Here is a 13,186-nt window from a genome sequence, read left to right as displayed (position 1 = left end):
CTCGACGAGGCGCTCGTACAGGGCCTCGACGAGCAGCGGGTGCGGTCCGAGCGGGGCCGCGACGCGGGTGCGCAGGTGGCGCGCGGCCGAGGCGGTGCGGGGCAGGTCGTGGCGGACGTGGTGGCCGCGGCCGAGCAGCAGCGGCACGAGCACCGCGTCCCCGCCGGGGATGCCGTCCAGGGTGTCCGGCAGCAGGGGTTCGTTCAGCTCGATGTGGCCGAGCCGGACGTCGAGCCCGGGCCGCAGTTCCCGTACCCGGTCCAGGAGCTCCAGGACGGTGCGCAGGGCCTGCGGGTCCCGGCTGCCGTGCGCGACGGCGACCAGGGTGGGGGCGGATGTCCGGATGCGGTGCATGGGCCTGCGGGTTCCGTTCGGGGAGACGAGGCTGAGCTGGTTTCCGAGCTGCGAGGTGATGCGGGTCAGGAGTTGCGCCGTGCTGTCGAGGGGCAGGGACTCACGGGGGTGTTCCGGTGCCGTCTCCGTCATGCACCGATGGTGCCGGGCGGAGGTTGCCGGGCCGTTTCGCACCGGTGACGGGTCTTTGCCTCGCCCTCACCGGGACCGGCCCCCCGGTGTCAGTACCTGTTCACACCGCACCGCGAACCTTTCGCCCCCGTCGTTCGTCCCTCTCCTGAGGGATCCGGTACGAGCGCGGGGGGCGCCGCATGCGGCTGAGGACACCGAGGGGGTGCGGCCGTCCGCGGCTCGGCGCTTCGGGAGGGCTCGCCGCCGTGCGTCCGCGGCTGCCGCGCACCCGGCGGGGGCGGCGGCTGGTGCAGGCGCTGATGGCCGCGTGCGTGGTGGCGCTGGCGCCCGCGACGTGGCTGCACGCCACGGCCGACGCCCGGGTGCGGACGGCGTCCGACGTCCCGGCCCGGCAGGTCGCCGTGGTGTTCGGTGCGGGCCTGTGGGAGGGGCGGCCCTCGCCGTACCTCGCGCACCGCCTGGACACCGCCGCCGAGCTGTACAGGAACGGCACGGTGCGGGTCGTGCTCGTCACCGGGGACAACAGCCGCGTGGAGTACGACGAGCCCGACGCCATGCGCGCCTATCTCATCGGGCGGGGGGTGCCGGACAGCCGGATCGTCAGCGACTACGCGGGCTTCGACACCTGGGACTCCTGCGTGCGGGCGAAGCGGATATTCGGGGTCGACCGGGCCGTTCTGGTGAGCCAGGGCTTCCACATACGGCGGGCGATCGCCCTCTGTCGGTCCGCCGGGATCGACGCGTACGGGGTGGGGGCCGACGACGTACACGATGTGACCTGGTACTACGGCGGGACACGGGAGGTCCTCGCGGCCGGCAAGGCGCTCCTGGACGTCGTGTTCGAGCCGGATCCGCACTTCCTGGGTCCGCGCGAGCCCGGGGTGACGGAGGCGCTCGCCGAGGACCTCACGGCGGCAGGAGGGGCGGGCTGAGGTGTGCGTACCGGGGGCGTAACCGGACGCACCGGTCCTCGTAATACCCGCCTCGCACGCTGGCTGCATGGCCCGCACCGAGACGTCCACCCACTGCCCGTACTGCGCGCTCCAGTGCGGGATGAAACTGCGACCGGTCACCGACGGCGGGGTGGTCGAGGTCGTGGAGCGGCCCGAGTTCCCCGTCAACCGGGGAGCCCTGTGCGGCAAGGGGCGCACCGCGCCGGCCGTGCTCGCCGCCGGGGTGCGGCTGACGGGTCCCCTCGTGCGCGACGTGGACGGTGAGCTGGCGCCGGCGAGCTGGGGGGAGGCGCTGGAGCGGATCGCGGACCGGCTGCGCGGGACGCGGGCGGAGCACGGCGCGGACGCCGTGGGCGTGTTCGGCGGGGGCGGGCTCACCAACGAGAAGGCGTACGCCCTCGGGAAGTTCGCCCGGGTGGTGCTCGGCACCTCTCAGATCGACTACAACGGCCGCTTCTGCATGTCGTCGGCGGCGGCGGCGCACCAGCGGGCGTTCGGCCTCGACCGGGGACTGCCCTTCCCGCTGGAGGACGTCCCCCGGACCGGGTGCGTGATCCTGGTCGGCTCGAACCTCGCCGAGACGATGCCCCCCGCGCTGCGCTATCTGACCGAGCTGAAGGAGAACGGCGGCCGGCTGATCGTGATCGATCCGCGCCGGACCAGGACCGCCGAGCAGGCGGATCTGCACCTGGCGCCCCGGCCCGGCACGGATCTGGCCCTCGCGCTCGGCATGCTGCACATGGTCGTGGCCGACGGCCGGGTGGACGAGGAGTTCGTCCGCACCCGGACGAGCGGCTGGGACGAGGCCAGGGCGGGTGCGATGGCGCACTGGCCGGAGCTGGTGGAGCGCCTCACCGGGGTGCCGGTTCCGCAGCTGCGCGAGGCCGTGGAGATGTTCTGCGGCGCGGGGAGCGGGATGGTGCTCACCGCGCGGGGGCCCGAGCAGCAGGCCAAGGGCACGGACACGGTGGGGGCGTGGATCAACTTCTGCCTGGCCACCGGCCGGGCGGGCCGCCCGCTGTCCGGCTACGGCTGCCTGACGGGCCAGGGCAACGGCCAGGGCGGCCGGGAGCACGGTCAGAAGGCCGACCAGCTGCCCGGGTACCGCAAGCTCACCGACCCGGCGGCGCGCCGTCATGTGGCAGGGGTCTGGGGCGTCGATCCCGACTCCCTGCCGGGGCCGGGCCGCAGCGCGTACGAACTGCTGGAGGCTCTGGGCCAGGACGTGCGGTCGCTGCTGGTCATGGGGTCGAACCCGGTGGTGTCCGCTCCGCGTGCCGGGCACATCGAGGAGCGGCTGCGGTCGCTGGACTTCCTGGCGGTCGCGGACGTGGTGCTGTCGGAGACGGCGGCGCTGGCCGACGTGGTGCTGCCGGTGACGCAGTGGGCGGAGGAGAGCGGGACCACCACGAGTCTGGAGGGCCGGGTGCTGCTGCGGCAGCGGGCGGTCACGCCTCCGGAGGGGGTGCGCAGCGACCTGGAGGTCCTGCACGCGCTGGCGGGACTCCTGGGGCACGGGAAGGGCTTCCCGGCCGAGCCGGAGGAGGTCTTCGATGAGCTGCGTCGGGCCTCTGCGGGCGGTCCCGCCGACTACTCCGGCATCACCTACGCCCGGATCGAGGCGGAGGACGGGGTGTTCTGGCCCTGCCCGGACGAGGAGCACGCCGGGACGCCCCGACTGTTCCTGGACCGGTTCGCGACGGACGACGGGCGGGCCAGGTTCGTCCCGGTCACGCACCGGCCGTCCGCGGAGGAGACGGACGCGGAGTACCCGGTGGTGCTGACGACCGGACGCGTCGTGTCCCAGTACCAGTCAGGGGCGCAGACCCGGCGGGTGGCCGAGCTGAACGCCGCCGCGCCCGGGCCGTTCGTGGAGCTGCACCCGCGGCTCGCCGAGCGGATCGGGGTCGCCGAGGGCGAGCGGGTCGCGGTCACCTCGCGGCGTGGACGGGCGGTGGCACCGGCCCGGATCACGGTGGCGATCCGGCAGGACACCGTGTTCATGCCGTTCCACTGGCCGGGCGAGGGCCGCGCCAACTCCCTGACGAATCCGGCTCTGGACCCGGTGTCGCGGATGCCGGAGTTCAAGGTGTGCGCGGTGCGGGTGGAGGCCGCCGGCTGAGCCAGTCGCCTCCCGGTACGGGCGTGCCGCAGGTGCGAAGGGAACCGGCCACGGCGGCGGCCGCGAGGTAGACCCAGGCGCGGACGGACCCGCCGGGGACCGTGCCGGGCCCGCCGGGGCCCGGGGGCTCCGCGCCCGGCCGCGCCTCCGGCACGGGGAGGGCCGAACGCACCACCCGCTCGTACAGATTGCGCGGGTGCCCCGGCCCCAGGTACTGCTCCAGGTCGTCCAGGAGCCCGAGCAGCTCCGCGTACGCCCCGGGTGCGGCGGTGACCATCGTGCCGTGGACGGTGCCGTGGCCCTCGTCGGCGTACGGATGGCCGGGGCCCTCGTAGAGCAGGGTGCCCGGCAGCACGGCGGACCGTTCCTCGCGGGTGCGGCCCCGGAGGAACCGGTCGTGGTCGGGCTCCCCGGGGAGCGGCGTCCCGTACACGAAGAAGGGCAGCCGGCCGTCCGTCACAGGGACGCCACGGGCGCCGTCTCCGCGGACACCCAGGCGAGATAGCGGTCGCTGCCGCGCACCACGGGCACCGCGATGATCTCCGGTGTCGTGTACTCGTGCGCCGTGAGGAGGTGCGCCTCCAGTTCGTCGTACCGCTGGGCCGTCGTCTTGAACACCACCTGCCACTCCTCGGCGGACTCGACGGCGCCCTCCCAGCGGTAGACGGAGGTGACGGGTGCCGAGATCTGGGCGCAGGCGGCGAGTCGCGCGTCCACCGCGCTCCGGGCCAGGGCCTGGGCCTTCTGCTCGCTGTCGGTCGTGGTCAGCACGGCCAGCCACGCGGGGTCGGTCATCGTCGGATCTCCTCGTCTCGGCATGCCTGGGCCCCTCGATTGTCGGCCTCCGCGGTCTCAGCCGCCGTACGGGCGCCGGGTCCTGGCCTCGCGCAGGGCGAGGCCCCACCAGACGAGCTGGTCGAGCATCCGCTTGGCCGCCCCGCTGGCCGGCGCCGGGTCCTTGGGCACCCCCCGGTCGTCGAAGAGGGCGCCGGCGTGGTGGAAGGAGACGGTGTCGCGCACGGAGACGGCGTGCAGTTCGGCGAAGACCTGCCGCAGGTGCTCGACGGCGCGCAGGCCGCCGGAGATCCCGCCGTAGGACACGAACGCGACGGGCTTGGCCTGCCATTCGGTGAAGTGCCGGTCGATGAGGCTCTTCAGCGGGGCCGGGTAGGAGTGGTTGTACTCGGGGGTCAGCACGACGAACGCGTCGGCACGCGCCAGTCGCGGGGCCGCCGGGGCGGCGCCGGTGGCGGGCGGTTCGGTCTCGGCGACATCGATCAGCTCGGTCTCGATGTCCGGGTGTCCGGCCGCCTGCCCGAGGAACCATTCGGCGACGACGGGCCCGAAGCGGCCCTCGCGGTTGCTGCCGAGGATGACGGCCACCTTCAGCGGGGCGTCGGACGAGGGGAGATCAGGTGTGGTGAGGTCCATGCCGAGCAGCCTCACACCTCAACCAAGATTGAGGTCAAGTGCCGACGCTCCGGCACCTACGCTGGCAGCCATGACCACTCCCCTGTCCGACGTGTACGCCGAGTTCGACGGCCGGCCCGCCACCGAGGAGGACCTGCGGATCCCGGCCTTCGCGGGCTACGGACACTTCACGGCGATGCAGGTCAGAGACCGTACGGTGCGCGGTCTCGCCCTGCATCTGGACCGGCTGGACTCCGCGAACCGGGAACTCTTCGGACTGCCCCTGGACGGGGAGCGGGTGTGCGAACTGATCGGCCACGCGCTCGACGGCGCCAGGAGGTACGACGCGTCGGTCCGGGTCCACGGCCTCATGCCGCCGGGAAGCACGGAGCCGGTGCCGATGGTGACGGTACGGGGACCGGCCCCCGAGGACCGTACGCCGCGCAGTCTGATGTCGGTCCCGTTCGCGCGCTCCGTGCCGCACATCAAACGATCCGGCGAGTTCTGCCAGATCTACTACGGGGAGCAGGCCCGGCGGGCGGGGTTCGACGACGCGCTGCTGACGTCGCCCGCCGGCATGGTGACCGAGGGGGCGATCACCAACATCGGCTTCTGGGACGGCGCTTCGGTGGTCTGGCCCGACGCGCCCGCCCTCACCGGCATCACGATGGCGCTGCTGGAGAGCGGGCTCGCACGGGCGGGCCGGCCCTCGGTCCGGCGCGGGGTGACGCTGGACGGAGTGGGTGCGTACCGGGCGGCGTTCGTCAGCAACTCGCAGGGCATCGCCCCGGTCCACCGGATCGACGACACCCTCTTCGCCGTGGACGAGGACCTGATGGAGCTGCTCGGTCAGGTGTACGACGGCTCCCCTCGCGAGAACGTCTGACCGCCCCGGCGTGCGGGACCATGGGGCCATGCAGATCCACATCGAAGCCTCGGGCCTCCCGGGCCGCACCTGCGGCCCCGACACCGACTTCGCCGGTTTCGACAACATCCACGTCGGTGTGCAGCGCAAGGACCGGCCCGGCGAGCTGCTCGGCGTGCACCCCGGCGACGCGGCGCGCGCCGCCTGGACCCTGGACTGCACCACCGCGTCCTTCACGGAGGGCGTCGAGGTGTCCGGCCCGTACATCCAGAACCGGCTCGGCGGACGCTTCGTCTACCTCTCCTGGGGCACCGTGGACGACTCCGGCTCCTTCACCATGTTCCGGCGCGCCAAGCTGATGATGAGCGACATCGACCCCGGGGTCCTGGAGGCCGCCGCAAGGACCGGGCACCTCACCGCGCGGCTCCGTCTGACCGACGGCCGGGGACAGCCGCGGTGCGCCCGTGTGCGCCCACCGGACATCACCTGGTCCGCGACGGACGGGCGCGACGTGTGTGAGGCCCGGGACGCGGGGACATGACAACGCCCTCGCCGGCCCCTGAGGGGGAATGGGCCGGTGAGGGCGGTTGCCGTGGGGCCGGCGGGGGGGCTGCCGTCCCGTGGGGGGTAAGGAGCGTGTTCCCGGCGAACCCGGGTCCACGCATGTGATGCACGTCACATCCGAGGGGCGGGGGCGGTCACCCGATCGGCACCGGGCGGCCCCGGCGACCTCCCGCACCGCCACGACCTGCACCGGACCGGGCCGACGAGCGCCGCCCCCGGGGCCGAACGGGTGAAAGCTGACGATATGTCAGCATGCGTCCTGCGGTCGTGGACCGTTACCTCGGAGGCAGGACACATCCGTCTGCCCGGAGGATTCCCATGCGCAGCCCCGCCCGCTTCGTGACCGGTACCGCCGCCGCGGCCCTCACCGCCGCCGCGCTGGGGCTCGCGGCCCCGTCCGTCCACGCGGAGGCCCTCGGCAGACCGGAACTCACCGCCGCGACGGCAGCGCTCGGTGCGGCGGACTGCGGACTCGACGGTGCGACGGAGTGCGACAGCGCCGCGGCGGCGCCCGCCGAACCGGAACCGGCCGGGGAGCCGGGAGCCGGGGAGGCGGCGCCGCTCGAACCGCTCGACTCCCTGGAGCCGCTCGACTCCCTGGACCCCGCCGACGATCCGGCGGCGGTCTCGGGGCCGGCCTGGTCGGAGACGGACGAGACCGATGCGGAGGCCGGCGACGAGGCCGTGCCGCTCCAGCCGCCCGGGGCCGGCACGGGCACGGCGCCCGGACGGCGCCCCGAACCCGTCCCGCCCGGGACCGACCCCGGCGCGAAGCCTCCCGTGCAGCCCGGCCACCGGCCCACGACCGCGCCCAGCCCCAGCAGGCCCTCCGGACACGTCGGGACGGGTGTCGGCGGCAGCGCCGCCCCCGACACCGCCCAGCTCGCCGCGGGCGCCGGCCTCGTCGCGGCGGCAGCCGTCAGCGGCGCCCTGCTCCTGCGCCGCCGCCGCACGGGCGGCCTGTACCGCTGAGGGCGACCGGCAGAGGACGGGACGTGGACAGGACAGCGCTGAAGGCCAGGGGCTGGCTGGTGGTCATCGCCGCACTGTGCGGGACGTGGCTGGTCCACATCGGTGCGGCCGTCAGGACAGTCGCCCCCCAGCCGTCGGCCGCCGAGGCCTTCGCCGCGGGTCCGGAACTGCGGCCGGGCACACCGGTCGCCGAACCGCTGCGTTCCTCCGGACCGGTCAGGATCCGCATCCCCGGCATCGGTGTGGACGCCCCCATGACGGGGCTCGGACTGGGCGCGGACGGCAGCCTCGACGCGCCGCCGGCCGGGAACCGCAACCTCGCGGGCTGGTTCGAGGGCGGGACCCCGCCCGGGGCCGAGGGAACCGCGATAGTCGCCGGCCATGTAGACAACGCGCAGGGTCCGTCCGTCTTCTACGCCCTCGGGTCCCTGAAGAAGGGCGCGGCGGTCGAGATCGACCGCAGGGACGGACGCACCGCCGTCTTCTCCGTCGACGCGGTCGAGGTGTACGGGAAGGACGACTTCCCCGACAAGCGGGTCTACGGCGCCACCGCGCACGCCTCCCTGCGGCTGATCACCTGCGGCGGCGGTTTCGACCGCGAGACGGGCTACCAGGGCAACGTCGTGGCGTACGCCCACCTCACCGAGGTGCGCTGATCAGGCCGTCCACTGGTCGAAGCCGAGCTTGGCGACCAGCGAGAACACCACGACCAGCAGGACCCCGCGGACGAAGTCGCTGCCCTTCCTGAGAGCCATCCGGGCGCCGAACATCCCGCCCGCCAGATTGAATACGGCCATCAACGCGGCCAACTGCCACAGGACGGTGCCCTGGTAGGCGAACATCGCCAGCGCGCCGGCGTTGGTGCAGACGTTCACGATCTTGGCCGTGGCGGAGGCGGTGACCAGGTCGAGGTGGAGCACGGCGGTGAGCGCCAGCACCAGGAAGGTGCCGGTGCCGGGCCCGAACAACCCGTCGTAGAAGCCGATTCCGCCGCCGACCAGCACGATCGCGGTGACCGTACGGGCCCGGGTGACCTTCCTGCCCTGGCCGTCGCCGGCCGCCGCCGTGCCGAAGGACGGCCGCAGCATCACGAAGGCAGCGACGGCGAGCAGCACCACCATGATCACCGGGCGCAGCACGTCGCTGCTGATGCCCGCCGCGAAGAAGGCGCCGGTCATCGATCCGGCGAGGGCCATGAGCCCGATCCGTACGGCGGTTCCCACCTGGACCGGCGCCTTGCGCACATAGGTCACGGCGGCGCCCGACGTGCCGACGATGGCGACGGCCTTGTTGGTGCCGAGGACGTGCGCGGCCGGGACGTGCGGGAGGCCGAGCAGCAGGGCGGGCAGGAGGAGCAGCCCGCCGCCGCCCACCACCGCGTCGATCCAGCCGGCCGCCGCTGCGGCGAGGCAGAGGACGACCAGGGTGGTGAGGGTTATGTCAGGCATGCTCACGACCTTAGACGGGCCGGCATCCCCTCCCTCACAGAGGACGCCGTCGCGCGCTGAGCGCAAGGTTCCCCCCGGGAAACAGGAGAGATGCGGTCGGGTAACACCGGCCGCGCACTCTCGTGGGCATGAGGACAGAGACGGAGAACGCGGCGCGGGTGGTGGTGATCGGCGCCGGGATGGCGGGCGCACGGCTCGCCGCCCGGGTCCCCGGTGTCACCGTCATCGGCGAGGAGGCCCACGCACCGTACAACAGGGTGCTGCTGGCCGAGGTGCTCGCCGGCCGGTACGAGCCGGACGTCATCGCGCTGCCGCCCGCCGAGGTGCGGCGCGGGGTGCGGGCCGTCCGGGTCGACCGGGCGGAGCGCCGGGTGCTCTGCGACGACGGCCGCGTCATCGGCTACGGGCGCCTGGTGCTGGCCACCGGCTCCAACCCGGTGCTGCCGCCGCTGCGGGGTCTCGGACGCACGCTCCCGGACGGGGTACATCCCTTCCGCACCCTCGACGACTGCCTGGCCCTGCGCGCCGCGGTACGCCCCGGCGTGCGCGCCGTCGTCATCGGCGGCGGGCTCCTCGGGGTGTCGGCAGCCCGCGCACTGGCCGAGTGCGGCGCCCAGGTCGTGCTGGCCCAGCAGGGCGAGCACCTCATGGAGCGGCAGCTGGACGCCGAGGCGGCCGGGATGCTGCGCCGGCATCTGGAGGCCCTCGGCGTCGAGGTGCACACCGAGTGCCGGGTCCGCGGACTGCGCTGCACCGACGGGGACGCCCCCGCCGTGCGGGCCGTGGAGCTGGCCGACGGCTACGAGCTGGAGGCCGAGATCACCGTGCTGGCCTGCGGGGTCCGCCCCCGGGCGGGCCTGGCGCAGGCGGCCGGCCTCGAGGTCCGCAAGGGCATCGTCGTGGACGACGAACTGCGCACCTCGGATCCGTACATCCACGCCGTGGGCGACTGCGCCGAACACGGCGGGACGGTCTACGGGCTGGCGGGCGCCGCGCTCGAACAGGCCGATGTGCTGGCCGAGGTGCTGGCCGGACGTCCCGCGCGCTACGAGGGCACCCGGGCCCTGACCCGGCTCACCCTGCGCTCGCCCTCCGCCACCCCCGCGGTCGCAGCCGGGGCGGCCGGCCCCGGCGGAGGCCTCGACCTGGCCGCCTTCGGCGACTCCCGTCCGATGCCCGGCGACGACGTGATCCGGCTGGCCGACGCCACCCGGGGCGCCTACCGCACGGTCGTCGTCCGGGGCGACCGGCTCGCGGGCGGGGTCCTCTTCGGCGATCTCGCCGCGGTCGGCACCCTCGCCCGGACCTGGCAGGACGACGAGCCGCTGCCCGCCGACATGTCACTGCTCCACCTGCTCACCAACGACGGAGGCTTCTGATGCCGGTGTCCACTCCCCCGAACGCCCCCACCGCAGGCGTGCCGACGATCGTGGTCGTCGGGCACGGCATGGTCGGGCAGCGGTTCCTGGAAGCGCTCGCCGACCGCGGCCTGACCGCCACCGCCGGGACCGCCAGGGTCGTCGTGCTCTGCGAGGAGCCCCGCCCCGCGTACGACCGGGTGCAGCTGACCTCGTACTTCTCCGGGAAGACGCCTGAGGACCTCTCGCTCGTCGAGCCGGGCTTCATGGAGCGCCACGGCATCGAGCTCCGCGTCGGTGACCCGGCCGAGAGCGTCGACCGTGAGGCGCGCACCGTCACCGCGCGCTCCGGGGAGACCTTCTCCTACGACACGCTGGTGCTGGCCACCGGCTCCTACCCCTTCGTCCCGCCGGTCCCCGGCAAGGACGCCGAGGGCTGCTTCGTCTACCGCACCATCGAGGACCTCCTCGCGATCGAGGAGTACGCGAGGACCGCGACGACCGGCGCGGTCGTCGGCGGCGGGCTGCTCGGGCTGGAGGCCGCGGGCGCGCTGAAGGGGCTCGGACTGGAGACGCACGTCGTGGAGTTCGCCCCCCGGCTGATGCCGGTCCAGGTGGACGAGGGCGGCGGCGCGGCGCTGCTGCGCACCATCGAGAACATGGGCCTCTCGGTCCACACCGGTGTGGGCACCCAGGAGGTCACCGCGGGCGAGGACGGCCGGGTCGACGGCATGGCGCTGTCGGACGGCTCCTCCCTCGCCACCGACCTCGTCGTCTTCTCCGCCGGTGTACGCCCCCGGGACCAGCTGGCCCGCGACTGCGGTCTGGCGGTCGGCCCGCGCGGCGGCGTCATCGTCGACGAGGAGTGCCGCACCTCCGACAGCGACGTCTTCGCGATCGGCGAGTGCGCGCTGGCCTCGGACGGCCGGGTCTACGGGCTGGTGGCGCCGGGTTACGAGATGGCGCTGGCGGCCGCCGAGGTGATCGCGGGCAACGCGGCCTCCTTCACCGGCGCCGACCTCTCGACGAAGCTGAAGCTGCTCGGTGTGGACGTCGCCTCCTTCGGTGACGCGCACGGCGCGGCCGAGGGCTGCCTCGACGTCGTGTACGCGGACTCCCGCTCGGGTGTCTACAAGAAGCTGGTGATCGGCCAGGACGGCACGCTGCTCGGGGGTGTCCTGGTGGGCGACGCCGACCAGTACGGCACCCTGCGGCCCATGACGGGCACCGTCCTGCCGGTCGCCCCGGAGCAGCTGGTGCTTCCGGCGGGCGCGGGCGGCCCGGTCACCCTCGGCCCGTCCTCGCTGCCCGACGAGGCCGTGATCTGCTCCTGCCACAACGTCACCAAGGGCGCGATCTGCGAGCACACCACGCTCCCCGAGGTGAAGAAGTGCACCAAGGCGGGCACGGGCTGCGGGAGCTGCGTCAAGGTCATCGGGCAGCTGCTCCCCCAGCCCGAGGACCAGGGGCTGTGCGGCTGCTTCGAGTACACCCGCACGGAGTTGTACGAGATCGTCCGCACCCTGGGTGTCACGACGTATGCCGCTCTCCTCGACTCGCACGGCCGCGAGGCTTCCCGCGGCGGTGACGGCTGTGAGGTCTGCAAGCCCACGGTCGGCTCGATCATCGCCTCGCTCGCCCCGACGGTCGGCGCGAGCGGCTACGTCCTGGACGGCGAGCAGGCGGCCCTGCAGGACACCAACGACCACTTCCTGGCCAACCTCCAGCGCAACGGCTCGTACTCGATCGTGCCGCGCGTCCCCGGCGGTGAGATCACCCCGGAGAAGCTGATCGTGATCGGTGAGGTGGCCCGGGACTTCGGCCTCTACACGAAGATCACCGGCGGCCAGCGGATCGACCTCTTCGGCGCCCGTGTCGACCAGCTGCCGCTGATCTGGACCCGACTGGTGGACGCCGGCTTCGAGTCGGGGCACGCGTACGGGAAGTCGCTGCGCACGGTGAAGTCCTGTGTGGGGCAGACCTGGTGCCGCTACGGCGTCCAGGACTCGGTGAAGATGGCGATCGACCTGGAGCTGCGCTACCGGGGACTGCGCTCCCCGCACAAGCTGAAGTCGGCGGTCTCGGGATGCGCCCGCGAGTGCGCGGAGGCCCGTGGCAAGGACTTCGGGATCATCGCCACGGCACAGGGCTGGAACCTCTACGTCGGCGGTAACGGCGGCGCGACCCCGCGCCACGCGGACCTGCTCGCCCAGGACCTCTCCGACGCCGAACTGGTCCGCCTCATCGACCGGTTCCTGATGTTCTACATCCGCACGGCGGACCGGCTGGAGCGCACCTCGACCTGGCTGGACCGGATAGAGGGCGGGCTCGACCACGTGCGCGACGTCGTCGTCCACGACTCGCTGGGACTCTGCGACGAGCTGGAGCGGCTGATGGCCAACCACGTCGCCGGCTACCGCGACGAGTGGGCCGAGACCATCAACGACCCGGAGCGGCTGCGCCGCTTCGTCACCTTCGTGAACGCCCCCGACGCCCCCGACCCCTCGGTCAAGTTCGTCCCGGAGCGCGACCAGGTCAAGCCCGACCTGGACATCCTCGCGGGCCCGGTGCTCGCCATCCGTACGCTTGAAGGGACCTCTTCCTGATGACGACCCAGACGATGGAGACGGCGCAGGACACCCGGTCGATCCGGCTCGCGGACGGGGACGGCTGGATCACGGTCTGCGACCGTTCGCTGCTGACCCCGGGGCGCGGTGTGGCGGCGCTCCTCCCGGACGGCCGGCAGGTCGCGCTGTTCGTGGACCGGGCGGGGCGCGCGTACGCGATCGACAACCGGGATCCGTTCACCGGTGCGTACGTCCTCTCCCGGGGCCTGGTCGGCTCCGCCGGGGGGCGCCCGTTCGTGGCCTCGCCGCTGCTGAAGCAGCGCTTCGACCTGGAGACGGGCGCCTGCCTGGACGACGACGACGTCCATGTGCCGGTCTTCGCGGTCCGCGCGGACTGACCCCGCCCTGTTCATGACACGTTGGAGATCCGGCAACCGCGCG

At 73.6% G+C, this 13,186-nt stretch carries 14 protein-coding genes; 9 read left to right on the top strand and 5 right to left on the bottom strand.

The annotated features are described in order from the left end of the window. The coding region (locus tag B9S57_RS02110; RefSeq protein ID WP_181011199.1) for a sirohydrochlorin chelatase at positions 1–486 on the bottom strand (486 nt) is incomplete at its 3' end. 179 nt (positions 487–665) lie between these two features. Between B9S57_RS02110 and B9S57_RS02105 the strand changes: the two genes are divergently transcribed. Further along, a complete protein-coding gene (locus B9S57_RS02105) occupies positions 666–1,418 on the top strand; it encodes a vancomycin high temperature exclusion protein (RefSeq protein WP_103513814.1) in 753 nt (250 codons plus the stop codon). 67 nt (positions 1,419–1,485) lie between these two features. After that, entirely contained in the window at positions 1,486–3,561 is a 2,076-nt protein-coding gene (locus B9S57_RS02100) for a molybdopterin oxidoreductase family protein (protein ID WP_103513813.1), read from the top strand. On the opposite strand, the gene B9S57_RS02095 is transcribed toward B9S57_RS02100, so the two are convergent. Genes B9S57_RS02095 through B9S57_RS02085 form a run of 3 tightly spaced genes read right to left on the bottom strand, consistent with a single transcriptional unit; the run spans position 3,524 to position 4,992 of the window. Beyond that, positions 3,524–4,021, bottom strand: a complete 498-nt coding sequence (locus B9S57_RS02095; RefSeq protein WP_103513812.1) for a gamma-glutamylcyclotransferase — start codon at positions 4,019–4,021, stop codon at positions 3,524–3,526. The two genes, B9S57_RS02100 and B9S57_RS02095, sit on opposite strands and share 38 nt — an antisense overlap. Continuing rightward, a complete protein-coding gene (cutA, locus tag B9S57_RS02090; RefSeq protein ID WP_103513811.1) occupies positions 4,018–4,356 on the bottom strand; it encodes a divalent-cation tolerance protein CutA in 339 nt (112 codons plus the stop codon). Before cutA ends, B9S57_RS02095 begins: the two co-directional genes overlap by 4 nt. Before the next feature lie 57 nt (positions 4,357–4,413). Continuing rightward, positions 4,414–4,992, bottom strand: a complete 579-nt coding sequence (locus B9S57_RS02085; protein ID WP_103513821.1) for an NADPH-dependent FMN reductase — start codon at positions 4,990–4,992, stop codon at positions 4,414–4,416. Positions 4,993–5,062: 70 nt separating this feature from the next. Here B9S57_RS02085 and B9S57_RS02080 point away from each other — a divergent pair, with 70 nt between their 5' ends. The 4 genes from B9S57_RS02080 to B9S57_RS02065 all read left to right on the top strand — a co-directional run bounded on the left by B9S57_RS02080 (position 5,063) and on the right by B9S57_RS02065 (position 8,028). Beyond that, the gene (locus B9S57_RS02080) at positions 5,063–5,857 is read left to right on the top strand and encodes an aminotransferase class IV (RefSeq protein WP_103513810.1); all 795 of its coding nucleotides are present in this window, start codon (positions 5,063–5,065) and stop codon (positions 5,855–5,857) included. Positions 5,858–5,885: 28 nt separating this feature from the next. Beyond that, positions 5,886–6,377 carry a DUF5990 family protein gene (locus B9S57_RS02075; protein ID WP_103513809.1) on the top strand — a complete coding sequence of 164 codons (492 nt, stop codon included), beginning with the start codon at positions 5,886–5,888 and terminating at the stop codon, positions 6,375–6,377. 341 nt (positions 6,378–6,718) lie between these two features. Continuing rightward, positions 6,719–7,372: a hypothetical protein gene (locus tag B9S57_RS02070; RefSeq protein ID WP_103513808.1), complete on the top strand. Its 654-nt coding sequence runs from the start codon at positions 6,719–6,721 to the stop codon at positions 7,370–7,372. Between the two features lie 23 nt (positions 7,373–7,395). Continuing rightward, a complete protein-coding gene (locus tag B9S57_RS02065) occupies positions 7,396–8,028 on the top strand; it encodes a class F sortase (RefSeq protein ID WP_103513807.1) in 633 nt (210 codons plus the stop codon). Here the strand turns inward: B9S57_RS02065 and B9S57_RS02060 are convergent, their stop codons facing one another. After that, positions 8,029–8,820 (bottom strand): TSUP family transporter, encoded by a 792-nt coding sequence (locus B9S57_RS02060; RefSeq protein WP_103513806.1) that lies wholly within the window; start codon positions 8,818–8,820, stop codon positions 8,029–8,031. Between the two features lie 128 nt (positions 8,821–8,948). Here B9S57_RS02060 and B9S57_RS02055 point away from each other — a divergent pair, with 128 nt between their 5' ends. Genes B9S57_RS02055 through nirD form a run of 3 tightly spaced genes read left to right on the top strand, consistent with a single transcriptional unit; the run spans position 8,949 to position 13,143 of the window. Further along, a complete protein-coding gene (locus tag B9S57_RS02055; protein WP_103513820.1) occupies positions 8,949–10,199 on the top strand; it encodes an NAD(P)/FAD-dependent oxidoreductase in 1,251 nt (416 codons plus the stop codon). Continuing rightward, positions 10,199–12,784 carry a nitrite reductase large subunit NirB gene (nirB, locus tag B9S57_RS02050; protein ID WP_103513805.1) on the top strand — a complete coding sequence of 862 codons (2,586 nt, stop codon included), beginning with the start codon at positions 10,199–10,201 and terminating at the stop codon, positions 12,782–12,784. The genes B9S57_RS02055 and nirB overlap by 1 nt, the downstream gene beginning before the upstream one ends. Further along, complete coding sequence (gene nirD, locus B9S57_RS02045; protein ID WP_103513804.1) at positions 12,784–13,143, top strand: nitrite reductase small subunit NirD; 360 nt, start codon at positions 12,784–12,786, stop codon at positions 13,141–13,143. The genes nirB and nirD overlap by 1 nt, the downstream gene beginning before the upstream one ends. Positions 13,144–13,186: the final 43 nt, after the last annotated feature.

It is taken from the genome of Streptomyces sp. SM10, assembly GCF_002910915.1.
GTDB lineage: Bacteria > Actinomycetota > Actinomycetes > Streptomycetales > Streptomycetaceae > Streptomyces.
Note: the sequence above shows the minus strand (reverse complement) of the source record. Positions and strands in the feature narration are given on the sequence as shown.